General features: G+C 67.8%; 18 protein-coding genes and 1 tRNA gene. 11 read left to right on the top strand and 8 right to left on the bottom strand.

The features are described 5' to 3' along the window. Positions 1 to 11: 11 nt before the first annotated feature. From K1T73_RS03015 to K1T73_RS03005, 3 genes are read left to right on the top strand one after another with little or no spacing between them, the layout of a single operon-like run. Positions 12 to 725 (top strand): uroporphyrinogen-III synthase, encoded by a 714-nt coding sequence (locus tag K1T73_RS03015; protein WP_220602516.1) that lies wholly within the window; start codon positions 12 to 14, stop codon positions 723 to 725. A 37-nt stretch (positions 726 to 762) separates the two neighbouring features. Continuing rightward, a complete protein-coding gene (locus K1T73_RS03010; protein ID WP_220602515.1) occupies positions 763 to 2,139 on the top strand; it encodes a COG4223 family protein in 1,377 nt (458 codons plus the stop codon). Positions 2,140 to 2,157: 18 nt separating this feature from the next. Further along, positions 2,158 to 3,675 carry a heme biosynthesis protein HemY gene (locus K1T73_RS03005; RefSeq protein ID WP_220602514.1) on the top strand — a complete coding sequence of 506 codons (1,518 nt, stop codon included), beginning with the start codon at positions 2,158 to 2,160 and terminating at the stop codon, positions 3,673 to 3,675. 24 nt (positions 3,676 to 3,699) lie between these two features. Here the strand turns inward: K1T73_RS03005 and K1T73_RS03000 are convergent, their stop codons facing one another. After that, entirely contained in the window at positions 3,700 to 4,554 is an 855-nt protein-coding gene (locus K1T73_RS03000; RefSeq protein ID WP_220602513.1) for an SDR family oxidoreductase, read from the bottom strand. 176 nt (positions 4,555 to 4,730) lie between these two features. Beyond that, positions 4,731 to 4,817, bottom strand: a tRNA-Leu gene (locus K1T73_RS02995). A 132-nt stretch (positions 4,818 to 4,949) separates the two neighbouring features. On the opposite strand from K1T73_RS02995, the gene lipB reads away from it, so the two are divergent. The 4 genes from lipB to K1T73_RS02975 all read left to right on the top strand — a co-directional run bounded on the left by lipB (position 4,950) and on the right by K1T73_RS02975 (position 7,470). Further along, positions 4,950 to 5,597, top strand: coding sequence for a lipoyl(octanoyl) transferase LipB (gene lipB, locus K1T73_RS02990; RefSeq protein ID WP_220602512.1), 648 nt, complete (start codon positions 4,950 to 4,952; stop codon positions 5,595 to 5,597). A 127-nt stretch (positions 5,598 to 5,724) separates the two neighbouring features. After that, positions 5,725 to 6,798 carry a phenylalanine--tRNA ligase subunit alpha gene (pheS, locus tag K1T73_RS02985; RefSeq protein ID WP_220602511.1) on the top strand — a complete coding sequence of 358 codons (1,074 nt, stop codon included), beginning with the start codon at positions 5,725 to 5,727 and terminating at the stop codon, positions 6,796 to 6,798. A 23-nt stretch (positions 6,799 to 6,821) separates the two neighbouring features. Then, a complete protein-coding gene (locus K1T73_RS02980) occupies positions 6,822 to 7,163 on the top strand; it encodes a hypothetical protein (protein ID WP_220602510.1) in 342 nt (113 codons plus the stop codon). A gap of 28 nt (positions 7,164 to 7,191) precedes the next feature. Then, on the top strand, positions 7,192 to 7,470 hold the full coding sequence (locus K1T73_RS02975; protein WP_220602509.1) for a YrhK family protein: 279 nt from the start codon (positions 7,192 to 7,194) through the stop codon (positions 7,468 to 7,470). Positions 7,471 to 7,720: 250 nt separating this feature from the next. Here the strand turns inward: K1T73_RS02975 and K1T73_RS02970 are convergent, their stop codons facing one another. From K1T73_RS02970 to argH, 5 genes are all read right to left on the bottom strand, one after another. Continuing rightward, positions 7,721 to 10,312 carry a TIGR02302 family protein gene (locus K1T73_RS02970; RefSeq protein ID WP_220602508.1) on the bottom strand — a complete coding sequence of 864 codons (2,592 nt, stop codon included), beginning with the start codon at positions 10,310 to 10,312 and terminating at the stop codon, positions 7,721 to 7,723. Positions 10,313 to 10,349: 37 nt separating this feature from the next. Then, the gene (gene lysA, locus K1T73_RS02965) at positions 10,350 to 11,615 is read right to left on the bottom strand and encodes a diaminopimelate decarboxylase (RefSeq protein WP_220602507.1); all 1,266 of its coding nucleotides are present in this window, start codon (positions 11,613 to 11,615) and stop codon (positions 10,350 to 10,352) included. A 66-nt stretch (positions 11,616 to 11,681) separates the two neighbouring features. After that, positions 11,682 to 11,987, bottom strand: coding sequence for a DUF2834 domain-containing protein (locus K1T73_RS02960; RefSeq protein ID WP_220602506.1), 306 nt, complete (start codon positions 11,985 to 11,987; stop codon positions 11,682 to 11,684). Next, complete coding sequence (locus K1T73_RS02955) at positions 11,984 to 12,187, bottom strand: hypothetical protein (RefSeq protein WP_220602505.1); 204 nt, start codon at positions 12,185 to 12,187, stop codon at positions 11,984 to 11,986. Before K1T73_RS02955 ends, K1T73_RS02960 begins: the two co-directional genes overlap by 4 nt. After that, a complete protein-coding gene (gene argH / locus K1T73_RS02950) occupies positions 12,184 to 13,575 on the bottom strand; it encodes an argininosuccinate lyase (RefSeq protein WP_220602504.1) in 1,392 nt (463 codons plus the stop codon). The genes K1T73_RS02955 and argH overlap by 4 nt, the downstream gene beginning before the upstream one ends. Positions 13,576 to 13,610: 35 nt before the next feature. Between argH and K1T73_RS02945 the strand changes: the two genes are divergently transcribed. Further along, positions 13,611 to 14,225, top strand: coding sequence for a TlpA disulfide reductase family protein (locus K1T73_RS02945; RefSeq protein ID WP_220602503.1), 615 nt, complete (start codon positions 13,611 to 13,613; stop codon positions 14,223 to 14,225). 69 nt (positions 14,226 to 14,294) lie between these two features. Next, the gene (locus K1T73_RS02940) at positions 14,295 to 15,458 is read left to right on the top strand and encodes an alpha-hydroxy acid oxidase (protein ID WP_220602502.1); all 1,164 of its coding nucleotides are present in this window, start codon (positions 14,295 to 14,297) and stop codon (positions 15,456 to 15,458) included. Positions 15,459 to 15,468: 10 nt separating this feature from the next. On the opposite strand, the gene K1T73_RS02935 is transcribed toward K1T73_RS02940, so the two are convergent. After that, complete coding sequence (locus K1T73_RS02935) at positions 15,469 to 17,124, bottom strand: alpha/beta-hydrolase family protein (RefSeq protein WP_220602501.1); 1,656 nt, start codon at positions 17,122 to 17,124, stop codon at positions 15,469 to 15,471. Positions 17,125 to 17,243: 119 nt separating this feature from the next. On the opposite strand from K1T73_RS02935, the gene K1T73_RS02930 reads away from it, so the two are divergent. Both K1T73_RS02930 and K1T73_RS02925 read left to right on the top strand, forming a co-directional pair. Beyond that, positions 17,244 to 17,897, top strand: coding sequence for a DUF998 domain-containing protein (locus K1T73_RS02930; RefSeq protein WP_220602500.1), 654 nt, complete (start codon positions 17,244 to 17,246; stop codon positions 17,895 to 17,897). Further along, entirely contained in the window at positions 17,894 to 18,397 is a 504-nt protein-coding gene (locus K1T73_RS02925; protein ID WP_220602499.1) for a DUF421 domain-containing protein, read from the top strand. Before K1T73_RS02930 ends, K1T73_RS02925 begins: the two co-directional genes overlap by 4 nt. Positions 18,398 to 18,445: the final 48 nt, after the last annotated feature.

Raw genomic sequence — 18,445 nt, 5'->3', positions numbered from 1 at the left:
GCGCACAGCCCTTGTCACCGACCCTGCTCATCACCCGCCCCGAAGAGGACGCGCTGCGTTTCGCCGACCAGGCGCGCGGCGTTCTGGGCTGCGCCGCGCCCGTCGTCATCTCGCCGCTCCTGGCGATCGAGCCGTGCGCGGCCCCCGATCCGGGCGATGCGGCGACCCTCATCCTCACGTCACGCCACGCGCTTCACGCCGCGCCCCCCGGCATGTCGGCGGTCGTCGTGGGCCCGCGCCTTGCCGATCTCGCGCGCGAGGCGGGGCTCGAGGTCCGCCTCATGGCTCCCGACGCGGCAACGCTCCTGCCCCGCCTCCTCGCCGATCCGCCCCCCGGTCCGCTTCTCCACCTCCGGGGCGAGCACGTGGCCGCCCATGTCGCCCGCCACCTCGCGGAGGCGGGCATCCCCTGCGCCGAAGCCGTGGTCTACACCCAGCCGGCGCAGCCCCTCACCGCCGAGGCCCGCGCGCTCCTGGCCCGGTCCGGCCCGGTCGTCGTGCCGCTCTTCTCGCCACGCACCGGGCGGCTCTTCTTCGCGCAAGGCCCCCATGCGACGCCCCTCGTCGTGGTGGCGCTCAGCGACGCGGTCGCGGCGACCTGTCCCGAGACGCAGAACGCCACGATGATCGTGGCCGCGCGGCCCGACGCGGCGGCCCTTCTGGCGGAACTTCCCCGCGCCTGGGACGTTGCTAAGCGGGTTGAGGGGGACATGCCGCCCGGATAAGGTGGCCGGGTCCGAATGACAGGAATGGGGAAAATCCGTGGCCGCGAAGAAAACCAAGACGACGCGCAAGACGACCGCGACCGAGGCCGAGCTTTCCCCCAAGGCGGCCAAATCCGCCAATCCCGAACCGAACGAACCCAAGGGCAGCGACACGCCCGAGGCCGAGATCGAAACCGCCGGCGACACCACCCCGCCCGAGGCCAAGGAAACGACCGCATCGGCCGCGCCCGGATCGGGCCACGCCGACGCCCCGGTCGGCTCGGGCGATTCGGGCCTTCCCAAGAAGGGCGAAACCGACACCCGGCCCCTGACATACGCGCCCGCCACGGCGGATGCGGGCGAGGCGGACGGCCCCCGGACACCGCGCGACGAAGACACCACCGCGACCCCGGCCGCGCCGGAGCGCGACAGGCCCGCCGCCGCCTCCGCTTCGCCTCCGCCCGCCGAAAGCGCCGGTACGGGGTTCGGCGGCTTCGTTCTCGGCGGCCTCCTCGCGGCCTGCATCGGTGCCGTGGCCGCCTATATCCTGCTCCCCGAAACCGGCCTTCTGACCCGCGCCGACAACGGCGAAAGCGTCGCCGCCCTGGAAACCCGCATCGAGGAGCAATCGTCGCGGATCGCCGCGCTCGCCGAACAGGTCTCGGGCGCCGAAACCGCCTCTCCCGACGCAACCGTCGATCTCGCCCCCCTTGAAGGCGCCGTATCGGATCTCTCCGACGGGCTCGACCGGATGGGCGCGCGCATGGACGAGATCGAGACCCGTCTCGCGGAACTCGAATCCCGCCCGACGGGCGACGGCACCGCCTCCGGTCCTTCCTCGCAGGACGTCGCGGCCCTGCGCGACCGCCTCGACGAACAGGCCCGGCAGCTTGACGCGCTCATGGCCGAGGCCGCGCGCCAGGAAGAGGCCGCGCAGGCCGCCGCCGAGGCCACGCTCCGCCGCGCGGCGCTCACCCGCGTCGAAACCGCGCTCGACACCGGCACACCGTTCGAGGCCGCGCTCTCCGATCTGCGCGACGCCGGACAGGACATCCCCGACGCGCTGTCCCGCGTGGCCGAGACCGGCGTGCCGACCCTTGCCGCGCTTCAGACCTCCTTCCCCGACGCCGCCCGTGCCGCGCTCGCCACCGCCCGAAGGGAGGGCCTGGGCGAAGGCCAGGCGTCCGGCTTCTCCGGTTTCCTGTCCTCGCAACTGGGCGTCCGCTCGCTCGAACCGCGCGAGGGCTCCGATCCCGACGCGATCCTCTCGCGCGCCGAGGCCGCGCTCCGCGAGGGCCGTCTCGGTGACGCGCTCGCCGAACTGGAGTCGCTTCCCGAAGCGCCGCGCGCCGAGCTTTCCGCCTGGATGAGCGACGCCACCACCCGGCTCGAGGCCATCAACGCCGCCGCATCCGTCGGCGCCCAACTCAACTAACGCCGAAAGGGCGCATTCATGATCTGGTCCGTGCTCAAGATCGTCGTTTTCCTGGCCCTCATCGTGGCGGCCAGTTTCGGCGCGATGTATCTTCTCAACCTCGAGGGCGGCGTTCGCATCGTCATGGCGGGCTACGAGGTGAACCTCACGCCGCTCAAGGCCGTGGTCGCGCTCCTCCTGCTGATCGTGGCGCTCTGGGTGCTGCTCAAGCTCGCGTCGCTGCTCATCGCGATCCTGCATTTCATCAACGGCGACGAAACCGCGATCTCGCGCTGGTTCGACCGCAACCGCCAGGAAAAGGGCTATCGCGCGCTGACCGAGGGGATGATGGCGCTCGCGTCGGGCGAGGGGAAGGTGGCCATGGCCCGCGCGCAGAAGGCCGAGAAGTATCTCCGCAAGCCCGAGCTCACCACGCTCATCACCGCGCAGGCCGCCGAGATGACAGGCGACCGCGCCACCGCCGAGGCGAGCTACAAGCGCCTTCTCGCCAATGACAAGACACGTTTCGTGGGCGTCCGCGGCCTCCTGCACCAGAAACTTGCCGAGGGCGACACCGATACCGCGCTCAAGCTCGCCGAGAAGGCGTTCGGCATGAAGCCCGCGCACGAGGAAGTGCAGGACACGCTCCTGCGGCTCCAGACGCGCGAAGGCAACTGGCACGAGGCGCGCGCGACCCTGGGCGCCAAGCTCAAGCACGGCACCCTGCCCCGCGACGTGCACCGCCGCCGCGACGCGGTGCTGGCCCTTGCCGAGGCGCGCGACATCGCCGAGGAAGGCAAGACCATCGAGGCCCGCGAGGCCGCGATCGAGGCCAACCGCCTCTCGCCCCACCTGGTGCCCGCCGCCGTCATGGCCGCGCGCGCCTATATCGACCAGGGCAAGAAACGCTATGCCGCGCGCGTGATCACCAAGGCCTGGGAGGCACAGCCCCATCCCGACCTCGCCGCGACCTTCGCCGCCATCGAACCCGACGAGACGCCCGACGCCCGTCTCAAGCGCTTCGTCAAGCTCTTCCGCCTGACCCCCGACAACCGCGAGGCCAAGCTCGTCGAGGCCGAGCTGCGCATCGCCGCCGAGGATTTCCCCGCGGCCCGCCGCGCCCTGGGTGATCTCGCCGAGAGCGAGGCCGACGCCCGCGCGCTCACCATCATGGCCGCCATCGAGCGCGGCGAAGGCGCGAGCGACGCGGTGGTCAAGGGCTGGCTTGCCCGCGCCCTCTCGGCCCCGCGCGGACCCAAATGGATCTGTGACAACTGCCAGCACATCCATGCCGACTGGGCCCCGGCCTGCGAAAACTGCGCGTCGGTCGACACGCTTTCGTGGAAGACCCCGCCTGCCTCCGAGGTCTCCATGGCCACCGGGGTCGAGATGCTGCCCCTCATCGTCGGCTCGCTCGAGGACAAGCGCGCCGAGGATCGGGGCGAGGATGCGCCCGCCGCCGGCCCCGACATCGAGGACGCCGAGATCGTCACCGATGACGCCACGGACGATGCGGCGCCCCGTGACGGCGACACCGCCACCAGACAGGGCGCGTGACCGCCACGCGCCCCGCCGCGACGCCTATCCACCGACCAGGTCGCCCCCGTTCGGATGAAGCACCTGCCCAGTGAAATATGAGCCATCCTCGCAGGCGAGGAAAAGATACGCCGGCGCCACCTCGTTCGGCTGGCCGGGCCGGCCCAGCGGCGACGACTTGCCGAAATCCTCCACCTTGTCGGGCGGAAACGACGCCGGAATGAGCGGCGTCCAGATCGGCCCCGGCGCCACGCCGTTGACCCGGATACCCTCCGGGGCGAGCTTCGACGACAATGCTCGCACCATCGACAGGATCGCCCCCTTGCTCGACGCGTAATCGACCAGCAGATCCTGCCCCCGATATGCCGTGACGGAGGTGGTGCAGATGATCGACGCACCGCGCGACAGATGCGGCAACGCCTCCTGGATCAGGAAGAACTGCCCCCCGAGATTCGTGCGGAACGTGCAGAAAAGCTGCTCTTCGGAGATCTCGGTCACGTCCTTGCGCGCGTGCTGCTCGCCCGCGTTCGCGACCACGACGTCAAGCCCGCCGAACTCGGCACGGGTCTTCTCCACGACCTCGGCGCAAAAGGCCTTCTCGCCCACGTCGCCCCTCAGCAGAAGCGCCTTCGCACCCTCCGCCTCGATCTTCTCGCGCGTGTGCTCCGCATCCTGGTCCTCGTCGAGATAGACGACCGCCACGTTCGCCCCTTCCCGCGCGAAGAGGATCGCGGTCGCCCGCCCGATCCCCGAATCACCACCCGTGACGATCGCCGTCCGACCTTTCAGCCGCCCGGACCCCGGGTAGCGCGGCATGTAGTCCGGCTCGGGCTCCATCCGGTGTTCCAGCCCCGGTTGCCGGTCCTTTGTTTCGAGCTTGTCCAGATCGCTGTTGCCCATGGTGTTCTCTCCTCTCTTCTCACACATCATGCGCGATCAACAGGAAAGGCGGCCAAGGTGTTCCGGTCACGCCACGGGCGGGGTGCGCCGCGCAAGGCGGGGCGGGTTGCATCCTTCGGAAAAAGGGGGGCCGGTGCCATTTCCGGCTGCCGTTCCCTGCGTCACAGGGAAGCGAATGGTGCGGTCGAGAAGACTCGAACTTCCACGGGTGTTACCCCACAGCGACCTCAACGCTGCGCGTCTACCAATTCCGCCACGACCGCACTGGAATGGTGGGGCGCGTATAGGACAGCGCGCGCGCGATGAAAAGAGCAAAAATGCCGGTTTCCCGCGCCGGTCTGGAATTCGTCGCGCGATGCGATATGACGGGACGGACGGATCACGGAACCTCAGCCATGCCCGAATGGATCACCACCCCCGGCCTGACCGGCTATGACGAGGCGACGGCCTTCATGGAGGCCCGCGCCGAGGCGATCGCGCGGGGCGAGGCGCGCGAATGCATCTGGCTCGTCGAACATCCGCCGCTCTACACCGCAGGCACCTCGGCCAAGCCGGCCGACCTGACCGATCCCGACCGCTTCCCGGTCCACGTCACCAAGCGGGGCGGCCAATACACCTATCACGGCCCCGGTCAGCGCGTGGTCTACGTGATGCTCGACGTGGCTCAGCGCGGGCGCGACGTGCGCCATTTCGTCGAGCAGCTCGAGCACTGGGTCATCGCCACGCTCGACCGCTTCAACGTCACCGGCGAAATCCGCTGCGGGCGCGTCGGCGTCTGGGTCACGCGCCCCGAGAAGCCGCCCCTTCCCGACGGCACCCCGCGCGAGGACAAGATCGCGGCCATCGGCATCCGCCTGCGCAAATGGGTGAGCTTCCACGGCATCTCGATCAACGTGGAGCCCGATCTCGACCACTTCAGCGGCATCGTGCCCTGCGGCATCACCGGCCACGGCGTCACGAGCCTCGTCGATCTCGGCCTGCCCGTCACGATGGAGGACGTCGACATGGCCCTGCGCCAGACCTTCGGCCAGGTCTTCGACTGACGCCGCGCCCTCTCTGCGGCTCCAACACCCCGTTTTCCACCTCTGCCAACCGCGACCCGGCAAATCTTGCATTCCCCCCCTCCTGCCATTAGCAGGTTGGCCGACCACCCATTGGAAAGGCCCCGCCATGGACGACCTTCGCGACAAGTATCTCGCCCGCATCGCCGACGCCTCGGACGAGGCGACGCTCGAGGCGCTGCGCGTCGAGGCCGTGGGCAAGAAGGGCGAAGTGAGCCTCGCCATGCGCGAGCTGGGCCGCATGACCCCCGAGGAGCGGCAGGTCGCGGGACCGAAGCTCAACGCGCTCAAGGACGAGATCAATTCTGCGCTGGTGGCGAAACGCCAGGCGCTCGCCGATGCCGCGCTCGACGAGCGGCTGCGCGCCGAATGGCTCGACGTGACACTGCCCTCGCGGCCCCGCCGCACCGGCACGATCCATCCCATCAGCCAGGTCACCGAAGAGGTCACGGCGATCTTCGCCGACATGGGCTTCTCGGTCGCCGAAGGCCCGCAGATCGAAAGCGACTGGTACAATTTCGACGCGCTCAACATTCCCGGCCACCACCCGGCGCGGGCCGAGATGGACACGTTCTACATCCACCGCGCCGAGGGCGACGACCGTCCGCCGCACGTTCTGCGCACCCACACCTCACCCGTTCAGATCCGCGCGATGCAGGATCACGGCGCCCCCATCCGCGTGATCGCGCCGGGCCGCGTCTATCGCGCCGATTACGACCAGACGCACACGCCCATGTTCCACCAGATCGAGGGGCTCGCCATCGACCGCGACATCTCGATGGCCAACCTGAAATGGGTGCTCGAGGAATTCGTCAAGGCGTTCTTCGAGGTCGATGACGTCGAACTGCGCTTCCGCGCGTCGCACTTTCCCTTCACCGAACCCTCGGCCGAGGTCGACATCCGCTGCTCGTGGGAGGGCGGCACGCTCAAGGTGGGCGAAGGCGACGACTGGCTGGAAATTCTCGGGAGCGGCATGGTCCATCCCCACGTGCTCCGCTCGGGCAATGTCGACCCCGACGAATGGCAGGGTTTCGCCTTCGGCATGGGGATCGACCGCATCGCGATGCTGAAATACGGCATCCCCGACCTGCGCGCCTTCTTCGACAGCGATCTGCGCTGGCTGCGTCACTACGGGTTCTCGGCCCTCGACGTGCCGACCCTGCATGGCGGCCTCTCCCGCTGAGTTACTGGGTCTTCACGGCGGCCATGTTCGGCGCGCGGCTATGGCTGCCGCTCGCTCTCTGCGGCTTGGCCGTCGCGCTCTACGTCACCAAGGACCACCGCCGCCGCCGCGCCCTGTCGAATCTGACGCGCGAGCTTGACGACGAGGCGCTCCGCGCGCTCTACGCCGCCGCGCTGGTCAAGGTGGCGCGCTACCGGCAGGGGCCCCTGCCCAAGCCCGTTCCCGCACGCGAGGCCGAACTTGCGCTCACGCTCGCCACCGTCCTTCGCGAACACGCCTTTCACCGCGCGAGCCTCGACCCCGCCCCGGGCTACCTGCGCTCGCGCCGCGCCCTGTTGCGCCAGGCCGACAGGTTGATGCTATAACCCCGGCGGGACAGCCGCAGGGGGTCACATGCTTTTCCATCTCTCCAACCGCACCCGGTCCGAGAAATCCCAACGCCTCTATGCCGCGTTCGAGATCGCCGACACGGTCATCGCCTTCCTCGCGGCGATCAGCTTTCTCGTGGGCTCGATCCTGTTCCTCTGGCAGGATTACGAAACGCCCGCGATCTGGCTCTTCATCGTGGGCTCCGCCTTCTTCTGCCTGAAGCCGACCGTTCGGCTCGTCCGCGAAATCCGCCTCGCGTCGATGGGCGACGAAGAGGACCTGGCCAAGCGCTACGAGTCGTGACCGCGCGCATCGGTCACGATCTGTCCGACTCACCCTCCACCGACATGATACCGACGTGGATACCGACGCCGCACCGACGTGGGGTCCGCCCCGTTAACCTTTGCGCGGAACGCGAGGCGACGGCCGGTTTCGGGCGAAGGACCGCGCGCAGCGTCAACACATCTGTCGAATCAGGTAAAACCGACACGATGCCGACGCGACACCGACACGATACCGACGTGGGGTGCGCTCCGTTAACCCTTGATGGATTTCAGAACCGGTCGAGCAGGCGCCGCAGGTAATCCCGCTCCACCTCCGGCCGCTCTCCCTCGCCCGAACGGCGGCGGATCTCGTCCAGAAGCTCCCGCGCCCGGCGATAGACGTCCTCCCCCTGAAGCAGGTTTTCCTGCGTGCCCGCGTGCCGTCCCTGTCCCGGCGACCGGCCCAGCGGATCTGACTGCTGACCGCCCTCGCGGCCCTGTGCCTGGCCCTGTCCTCCGGGCGTCTGGCTGCGGTTCTCGGCCAGCGCCTCGCCCAGGTTGCGCATCCCCTCGCGCAGCGCGTCCATGGCCTGCGACTGCTGGTCTATCGCCTCCGACAAGTCGTTGTTGCGCAAGGCGTCTTCCGCGCCCCTCATCGCCTCGCCGGCCCGGTCGAGCGCATCCCTCGCGGCCTCTCCGGCCTCGCCTCCGACACCCGGAAGGTTGCCACGCTGCCGTTCGAGTTCGCGGCGAAGCGCCTCCTGGCGTTCTGCCAGCGTGCCGTCGCCCTGTCCCTCCCCGGCTTGCGGGCGGCTCCCGTCACCCTGTTCGACGCCGCTTCCGCCACCGCGTCCGCCCTGCCCCTCGTGGCTCTCGCCACGGCCCTCGCCACCGCTCGACCCTTCGTTCTGGCGCGATTGGCCGGCATTCGCACCGGGGTTGAACTGCTCCTGGAGATCGCGGAATGCCTGGTCCGAAAGACCCTGCTGCTCGCGCAGCGTGTCGGCCAGCCCTTCCATCGCCTGCTCACCCTCCGAGCCGCCTTCGCCCTGCTGGCCCTGCGTCACCTGGAGGTTCTCCATGAGCTGCTGGAACTCCTCGAGCGCGCGTTGCGCCTCGGCCATCCGGCCCTGCTCCATCAGCTCCTGGATGCGGTCCATCATGTCCTGAAGATCCTGCTGGCTCAGCTCCATCCGCTCGCCATTCTGCTGCGGCTGATCGGCGCCGTTCTCGCGCTGCGCCTGCTGCATCTTCTGGCGCAGGTAATCCTCGGTCGCCTCGCGCAATTCCTGCATGAGGCGCGCGACCTCCTCATCGGTCGCGCCCTTGCGCATCGCCTCGCTCAGGCGCTCCTGCGCCTGCCGCATCCGCTCGAGCGCGTCACCGATATCGCCATCCTCGATCAGCACGGCCAGGTCCCACATCGCCTGCGCCAGTTCATCGCGAATCTCGGGCGTCAGCGCATCGTTCTCGAGCGAGGTCTCGAGCCGCCGCAGGATGAACCGAAGCCGCAGATAGGTGTTGCGGGGCCGGAACGTGGTGTCATCGGGCCGATACGAGATGGCCCTCAGGATCTGCGCCACCCTCGTCGCGTTGTCGCGCGTCCAGAGCAGGTCGCGCCGCATCTCGATGATGGCCGAGGCCAGGGGATCGAAGAATTGCCGCGCGGGCAGGCGGATCTCCCTCGCGGCGCTCTCGCCGGTCTGCCCCACGGCGTCCTCCGCCTCGAGCGTCACGGTCACGGGCAGATGCGCCCACGGATGTTCCGAAAGGTTATCGACAAGCGTCTCGGCAAACTCCGCGCGGTCGCCGGTGATCGGCAACGGCAGGTCCAGCACGATGGGCTCGCGCGGCTCGGGATCGGCCGAGAGACCGTAACTCCGATCCACCGCGTCGAGATCAAGCGCGATCACCGCCTGCCCGCCGGTCACGCCGTAATCGTCGCGCACCTCGAAGGGCTGGCTCATCTGCCCGTCGAAGGAGGTGGTCTCACCCTCCTCGGAGAAGGCGATCTCGGGGGCGCGGTCGGGCACGACCGTCACGTCCCATGCGGCTTCACCCGGGCCGTTAACCCGAAGTTCACCATTCTGAGCGAGAGTGAAGCTCTGTTCGGGATCGGTCGCGGCGCCCACGTTCTCGGTTCGGCCCGACACGGTCTCCGACAGGCTGAGCGCGCCGACCTCGCCGTAGAAGCGGATGGTGACGCGGCTGCCCTCGGGCGCCGTGATCGTGCCCTTCTGGTCGGCGAGGTAGAGGCTCGGCAACCCGGTATAGGCCGGCGGCTCGATCCAGCCCTCCCAGGCGGGACCCTGGACAAGCGCGCCGTCGCCCTGCGCGAGATCGCCCACGGTCCCCATCCGAAGGACCGACCCGAAGAGGAGCGAGGTCATGAGCACCAGGAGCGCGATGTAGCGCAGCCCGTAGGGATCCTGCCGCGACAGGCGCAGGTCGGGCTCCACCGCGCGGGTCTCTGCCGCGCGCGCGGCCATCCGCTCCTGGTGGCGCTGCCAAAGCGCCTCCGAGGCCGCATCCCCCCGGCCCACCGCCTGCGAATCCGCAAGCGCGGCCAGCGGTCTGCCGGGCATCACCGCATCCATCCGCGCCATCGCATCCGCGCGACGCGGCCAGCGGAACTTTCGGACCCCGAGGGCCACGAACACCGCGAAGGCCACGATCGCGAGGATCAACGCGCCCCAGACCACCTCAAGCGGACCGGCCTCGTGCGCGCCCATCATCAGGGCCCCCAGCGCCAGCGCCAGAACGGTCCACGCCGGCCAGAACGCCCGCGCCACGCGCTCGGCCAACAGGCCGCACCACGTCAGGCCAAGCGGCCAACGCAGGCGGCGCAATACGGCAGGTGGCAGGTCTGGACGCGCGGTCATGTGTCCTCGCAACTGTCGGCGCGACGCGACACCCGCGTCACAGCCATTCGGGAATGGTATCGCGATTTATCATATCGTCAAAGCTCGGGCGTGCCCGGATGACGGCGAATTGATGCTCATGGACCAGGACCTCGGGGATCAGCGGGCGGGTGTTGTATTCGCTCGCCATCACCGCGCCGTAGGCCCCGGCGCTGCGGAATGCGACCAGGTCGCCCTCGGCAAGCTCGGGCATCATGCGCCCCTTGGCGAAGGTGTCGCCGGTTTCACAGACCGGCCCAACCACGTCATAGGGCCGTGGCTCCTGCCCCGGCGCGGGCTCGATCACGGGCACGATATCGTGCCAGGCGTCATACATGGCGGGCCGGATCAGGTCGTTCATCGCGGCATCGAGAATGAGAAAATCGCGCCCCTCCCCGGACTTCACGTAGATCACGCGCGACACCAGGATGCCCGCGTTCCCGGCGATGAGCCGCCCCGGCTCGATCTCGATCTCGCAGCCCAGGTCGCCCAGTGTCTCCCTGACGAGCCGGCCGTATTCCACCGGCAAGGGCGGTGCCGAATTGGACCGCTCGTAAGGGATGCCGAGCCCGCCCCCGAGATCGAGGCGGCGGATGTCGTGCCCGTCGGCGCGCAGCACGCGGGTCAGGTCGGCCACCTTCTCGTAGGCCTGCCTGTATGGCTCGAGCTCGGTGATCTGGCTGCCGATATGGACGTCGATCCCCACGACCTCGAGCCCCTCGAGCCGGGCCGCCTGCGCATAGACCTCGCGTGCGCGGGAAATCGGGATGCCGAACTTGTTCTCGGATTTTCCGGTCGCGATCTTCGCATGGGTCTTCGCGTCCACGTCCGGGTTGACCCGCACGGTGATCGGCGCGCGCACCCCCAGCCCGCGCGCCACCTCGTCCAGCGCCCGCATCTCGGGCTCGCTTTCCACGTTGAACTGCCGGATGCCGCCTTCGAGCGCCATGCGCATCTCGTCACGGGTCTTGCCCACACCGGAAAAGACGATGCGATCGCCCGGCACACCGGCGGCGCGCGCGCGGGCATACTCACCGCCCGAGACCACGTCCATCCCCGCCCCGAGCCCCGCCAGCGTCTTGAGGATGGCCTGGTTGCTAGCCGCCTTCATGGCATAGCAGACAAGGTGATCGACACCCTCCAGCGCCTCGTCGAACAGGCGGAAGTGCCGGGTGAGCGTCGCCGTGGAGTAGACGTAGAAGGGCGTGCCCACCTCCGCGGCGATGTCCGAGACGGGCACCTCCTCGGCATGAAGCCGCCCGTCACGATAGAGAAAATGATCCATCCCGCCCCCTCGGCATCCGGCCACCAAGGCCTTGCATCTTTCCGGTGAAACTACCTGTCCTCGCGCCTAACGCTGGCGCATCCGCAGGTAAAGATAAAGCGGCAACCCGCAGCTGACCCCGATGCAGAACGTGGCCGGGACAGCCAGCAGGCGCAACCAGTCGCGGCGAGTGGCGCTTTCCCACACCACCCAAATCGTCAAGGCCGTCGCCGCGATGGTCAGATCCCAGACCAACCCGCTCGTGGCGCTGTTGGCATGCCACGCATCGACCATGGCGCCCAGGTCATAGCCATTGGCCTCGAACCATGTCAGGAAATACCACATCGGATGCACCGCGCCCCAGACTGCAAGGGCCAGGAAGAGCCATTTCACAGGCCGATGCCCACGCCGAACACGAAGGGTCCGCTGCGTGTCGTGACACGGGTGCCGCTATGCACGCCGCTGTTGCCCACGCCCACCGTGGTCTCGACCGTCGTGCTGGGCGGCATCCGCTCGCGCGGATATTCGGGATCGCCGTCCGCCCCGCATCCCGCGAGGAACGTGGCCGCCGCGATCCAGCCGAATGCTCTCATCCCAATGACTCCTTCCACCGCGCCACCTGCGCGCGCACCTGCTCGGGCGCGGTTCCGCCATAGCTGGTGCGGGACGCGACCGAATTGTGCACGCCAAGCACCTCAAAGATATCACCGGTGATGTCGGAATGCACCGATTGCATGTCCTCGAGGCTCAGATCGGGCAGATCGACGCCCTTCGCCTCGGCCTTGGCGACGAGGGTGCCGGTCACGTGATGCGCCTCGCGGAAGGGCATGTTCAGCACCCGCACAAGCCAGTCTGCAAGATCCGTCGCGGTCGAGAAACCGGCCCCCGCGGCGGCCTCGAGCGCCTCGCGATTTGCCGTCATGTCGCGCACCATCCCGTCCATCGCGGCAAGCGCCAGCATGAGGTTGTCGGCAGCGTCGAACACCTGCTCCTTGTCCTCCTGCATGTCCTTGGAATAGGCCAGCGGAAGGCCCTTCATCACCGTCATCAGCGCCACGTTCGCCCCGAAGATGCGCCCGATCTTGGCGCGGATAAGCTCGGCCGCGTCGGGGTTCTTCTTTTGCGGCATGATCGACGAGCCGGTCGAGAACCTGTCGCTCAGCGCGACGAACCGGAACTGTGCCGACGACCAGATGACAAGCTCTTCGGCAAGGCGGCTGAGGTGCATGGCACAGATCGAGGCCACGCTCAGGAATTCCAGCGCGAAATCCCGGTCGCTCACCGCGTCGAGCGAGTTGGCGCAGGGCCGGTCGAAACCAAGCTCGCGCGCCGTCATCTCGCGGTCGATGGGAAAGGACGTGCCGGCCAGCGCGGCGGTCCCGAGCGGGCATTCGTTCATGCGCGCCCGCCCGTCGCGCACGCGACTGAGGTCGCGGCCCATCATCTCGACATAGGCCATCATGTGATGCCCCCAAGTGACGGGCTGCGCGGTCTGAAGATGGGTGAAGCCCGGCATGACCCATTCGGCCCCGGCCTCGGCCTGCGCGAGGAAGGCACGGATGAGACTGATGAGCGCCTCTTCCACCGCGTCGAACTGATCGCGGACCCAGAGCCGGAAATCGGTCGCCACCTGGTCGTTGCGCGACCGCCCCGTGTGGAGCCGCCCAGCGGGTTCCCCGATGATCTCCTTGAGGCGCGATTCCACGTTCATGTGAATGTCCTCGAGCGCGGTCGAGAACTCGAACCGTCCCTCCTCGATTTCTGACAGAACCGTGAGAAGCCCTTCCCGCATCGCGCGCGCATCGCTATCTGAGACGATGCCGGTCGCGCCCAGCATAGCGGCGTGGGCACGGCTTCCGCGGATGTCCTGCGCGGCCATCCGCTTGTCAAACCCGATGGAGGCGTTAATAGCCTCCATGATCGCATCGGGGCCATCCGCAAAGCGGCCGCCCCACATCTGGTTCGAGGTCTTCTTGGTCATCAGCAGGCCCTTGTCACAGAAGGAATGAGCATCTCATGTCACGGTCCGTTCTCGTTTATCTGGCCCTTGCCCTCGGTGCAATTGCAGCGGTTGCCTTCTTTTCGCTGAGCAACGGAACAAGGGAGGAGGCCGGCGGTGCGCCCATGGCGCATGACCCGGCAGAGCTCCAGGCAATGCTCGACGGCTCGATGAAGAAGCTGACATTCCACGCCGCCCCCAAGCCGGTTCCGGCGACCGCCTTCGAGACGGCGGATGGCGGCGAAGGCCGCCTCGCGGACCTTCAGGGCAAGCATGTCCTTCTGAACTTCTGGGCCACCTGGTGCGCCCCCTGCCGGAAGGAAATGCCGATGCTGTCGGAGTTGCAGACCGAATTCGGAGGCGAAGCGTTCGAGGTCGTCACCATCGCCACCGGCCGCAACCCGCCGCCCGCGATGGCCGCCTTCTTCGAGGAGATCGGCGTCGACAACCTGCCGCTTCACCGCGACCCGAAACAGGCCGTCGCCCGCGAGATGGGGATCGCGGGCCTGCCGGTCACCGTTCTGCTCGATCCCGAAGGGCGCGAGATCGCGCGGATGATGGGTGACGCGGAATGGAACAGCGACAGCGCGAAGGCCATGATCGCGGCGTGGATCGGCGACAGCGCCGACTGACGCCCCCGCTTGCGGCGATCACGCCCCGGCGCTAATCCGGAGGAGTCGATCCAACCCGAGGAGCGCGCCATGCCGGTGATCACCGAAATCAAAGACCTCAAGCGTCTCTATCGCCGCCGCGCGCCAAAGATGTTCTACGACTACACCGAGTCGGGAAGCTGGACCGAGCAGACCTTCCGCGCCAACACGTCGGACTTTGCCGAGATACTCCTGCGCCAGCGGGTCGCGGTGGATCTTTCCGACCGCTCGACCGCGAGCCGGATGATCGGCCAGGACGTCGCGATGCCCGTCGCGCTCGCTCCCGTCGGGCTGACCGGGATGCAAAGCGCGGATGGCGAGATCAAGGCCGCCCGTGCCGCCGAGAAGTTCGGCGTGCCCTTCACGCTCTCGACCATGTCCATCTGCTCGATCGAGGATGTGGCCGCGCATACGACGAAACCTTTCTGGTTCCAGCTTTACGTCATGCGCGACGAGGATTACGTGCGCCGCCTCATCCAGCGAGCCAAGGACGCCGGCTGTTCGGCGCTGGTCATCACGCTCGATCTCCAGATCCTTGGGCAGCGCCACAAGGATATCAGGAACGGGCTCTCCGCTCCGCCCAAGCTCACTGCGCGCACCATCGCCAACCTGATGACGAAGTGGCGGTGGGGAGCCGGGATGTTGCGCACTTCGCGGCGCGGGTTCGGCAACGTCGTGGGTCACGTCCAGGGCGTGAGCGACGCGACCGAGCTCAGCACATGGACCGCCGAGCAGTTCGATCCCGCGCTCGACTGGAGCCGCATCGCGAAGCTCATGGAACAGTGGGACGGGAAGGTGATCCTGAAAGGGATCATCGACCCCGAGGACGCCCGGAAGGCCGCCGATCTCGGTGCCGACGCCATCGTCGTGAGCAACCATGGCGGCCGCCAGCTCGATGGCGCCCTCAGCTCTATCCGCGCCCTGCCGGCCATCCTCGACGCGGTGGGCGACCGGGTCGAGGTGCATCTCGACAGCGGCATCCGCTCGGGCCAGGACGTGCTCAAGGCGCTCGCCATGGGCGCACGCGGCACCTATATCGGCCGCGCCTTCATCTACGGTCTCGGCGCCATGGGAGAGGCCGGCGTGACCGCGGCACTCGAGGTGATTCACAACGAACTCGACCGTTCCATGGCGTTCTGCGGTCGCCGCAAGATCACCGAGGTCGACCGCGACATCCTCATGATCCCCAAGGGATTTTCGGACGGTTGGCAATAGGCGCGCACCCTCAGATCGGCGATGCGGTGAAGCCGGTGAACTTCTCCTTCAGGCGCTCGGTCATCTTGGGCGTCCAGCCCTTCGGCTGCGTCACCGCGATCCAGCCATCGATATATTCCAGCGCGTCGTAGGTGTGGCCGAACCCCGAGGGTGGCACCGTCGCCATCGGGATATCGAAGCCGACCTGGAGGAAGGTCAGGATCGGATACCAGTCGAAATAGGGCGACACGTCCGGCCCGCGATCCTCGCCCAGCCATGCGGGTCTGCGAAATGCCAGGTCGGGCGAGAAGAAGACCATCGGGTCGCTCGCGTGCTGGATATAGAGAAGCCGCATCCGACCCCATTCGGCGCCCTCTGGCGTCGCGATGCCCTCCTGGGTCATGAAACGCACCATCCGTCCATCGCGAAACTCGGGCCGCCAGGCCGGCGTGCCGGGATTGCGCCCGGCGACGAGGCGCTTCCAGACCGTGCTCGCGAAGGGAGGGCCGGCATAGAGCCCGCCATCTATGGGATCGTCGAAAATCGTCACGAGGTCGGCAGACACCTCGGCCCCGAGGGCCCCCAGGCTCAGACCGAAGACATAGAGCTCCGGCCGCTCGTCCCGGGGTAGCGTTCGCCAATGTCCGTAGACCGCATCGAATAGGGCGCGCGCCGCGCGGCGGGACCGGTCGGGCTCCACGAGGATCGACATCCAGCTCGGCACGTAGGTGTATTGCAGCGACACGATGGCGAGATCGCCTTTATGCAAATAGGGAAGCGGCTGCATCGCGGCAGGGTCGAGCCAGCCCGTGCCGGTCGGTGTGGCCACCACCAGAACGCGGCGTTCGAAACCGCCCATGGCGACGAGATCGCGAAGCGCGAGGGCCGCGCGTTCCTCGAAATCCTCGCCCGCGCCGAAGCCCGCGTAAACGCGCACCGGCTGTTTCGCATCCTGCCCCCAGAATTCCGCGATCTCGGCTTCGTCCGGGCCATCGATGAGGAAATCCTTGCCGTTCGTGCCGATATCGTCCCATGCAAGGATCGACGCCGGCCCGCCGGACGACACCGCATCCGTTGGCGGCCGGCGCCCCTTGTCCGTCGCCGTGTCGATCTCGAAGAAGATCGCGTCGGCGGCGCGGAACGCCTTCTGCACGATGAAACGGTCGCCGAGCGAAATGACGACCACCGCGACGACGAACACCCCGATGGCCACCGCGGCACGCCGGGGAAGGAAAAGCGAAAGCGCATCCGCCGCCCGCCACATGAGCCAGCCAAGGAGCCGTGCCAGAAGGATCAGCACCAACGCCACCCCGACGGCGATGAGCGCGACGAGCCACGAATGCGCGGCCTCGAGCGGTGGCATCTCCATCCGGGCGCGGATCGAATCCTGCCATAGGCTCATCCGGGCGAAGGTAATGATCGTCAGCAGGCCAAGCGCCGGCACGGTGACCCAAAGCGCAATGCGCCGCACCCGCCCCTTCAACACCGGAAGTTCGAGCGCCCACCAGACGAACATCACGATCTGTCCGACGCCGTAACCGACCGCGAAGGCCAGCCCGCCGAGAACCCCCTGCACCACGGGCGCACGCGGAAGAAGCGACGGGGTGAGCGCCCCGCAGAGGAAGAGAAGGCCGAGGCTGAGCCCCAGGGCCGAGAACCGCCAAAATCCGCGCCGCGTCGTCGTCATCCCGTCGTTCCCTGTTCTTCGTGTCGCGAACTGGATCCTTCCTACACCCCCGGTCGGACGATGGGAACGATCGCGTGCAAGCGCGCGTTGTGCCCTTGTTCCCAAGAAGGCGGATATCCATGAACCACGCGGCAGTTTTCCACCCGACCGAAAGGCCCTGGCTGCTGATCGTGTTCGGCACGCTCGGTATCGCGGGATGCGTGGCGTTGATCGCCGCGATGATCGTCGCACCGATCTTCGTTCCCGATCACGACTGGATATCCGACACGATCAGCGACCTTGCGGCAGGCCGGTGGGAAATCATCATGGATGTGGGCCTCTACTGTTTCGCGACCGCGCTCATCGCCACCGCCCTCGCCGCAGCACACGCCCACTTGGGCGAGGGTGGCTGGACCCTCGGCATCGCCTCGCTCGCGATCCTCGCCGCGCTGGTCATCATCATCGGGGCGCGCAACGAATACGGCGACAAGGACAGCGAGGGCGTCGTGATCCACATCTACCTCGTCTACGGCCTCGGCGCATTCATGGCAGTCGTCTGCGCGACGATGCAGAAGGGCCTGCGCGTCGCGGGCCACCACCAGGCAGGGTGGTTCATGGTCTTGCTGGGCTTGGTTTGGGTCGTTCTGGCGCCGGTTTTCCTCATGTCGGCGACCTCGATCGACGGCCTGCTCGAGCGGGCGCTCGGGCTTGTCGCCTGCGCGGTGGTGGTAACGCTCAGCGTGGTCTTCCTGCGCCGAGGACGGTTGCTGCTCCGAGAAGGCGCGTCGCCATGAACCTTCTCGCGATCGTCGCTCAAACCGTGCTTGCGGTCGCGGCCGTGATCCTGCTGGTCCGGCTGAACGGGCTGCGCTCCTTCTCCAAGATGTCGAGTTTCGACTTCGGGCTGACCGTCGCGGCGGGTTCGGTGCTCGCGACGATGATGACAAGCGCCACGACACCCTGGCCGGGGCTGGTGGCGCTCATCACGCTTTTCGTGCTTCGCTACGTCATTTCCCGGCTGCGCGACCGCTTCGGCTGGGCCAACTGGATGACCGACAATACCCCGCTCATCCTCTATTACGAGGGCGAGGTGTTCGAGGACAACCTCCGCCTGGCCCGCGTCACCCGCTCGGACCTGCGGGCCAAGATGCGGGAGGCCAACGCGATCAGCGAGAATTCCGTGCGCGCGATCGTCATGGAATCGACGGGGGATTTCAGCGTATTGCACGGAGAGACCCTGGACACCGACGTGTTGAAGGGCGTGTCATGGGGGCACGCCGCGCCGCGCGCCTAGCTCGCGAACGCCGCGATTTCGGCTCTTCGGCCACGATATTTCACTTTT

Source organism: Roseovarius sp. SCSIO 43702 (assembly GCF_019599045.1).
Lineage (GTDB): Bacteria > Pseudomonadota > Alphaproteobacteria > Rhodobacterales > Rhodobacteraceae > Roseovarius.
The sequence above is the reverse complement of the archived record's forward strand: the minus strand, read 5'-3'. Positions and strand labels throughout refer to the sequence as shown.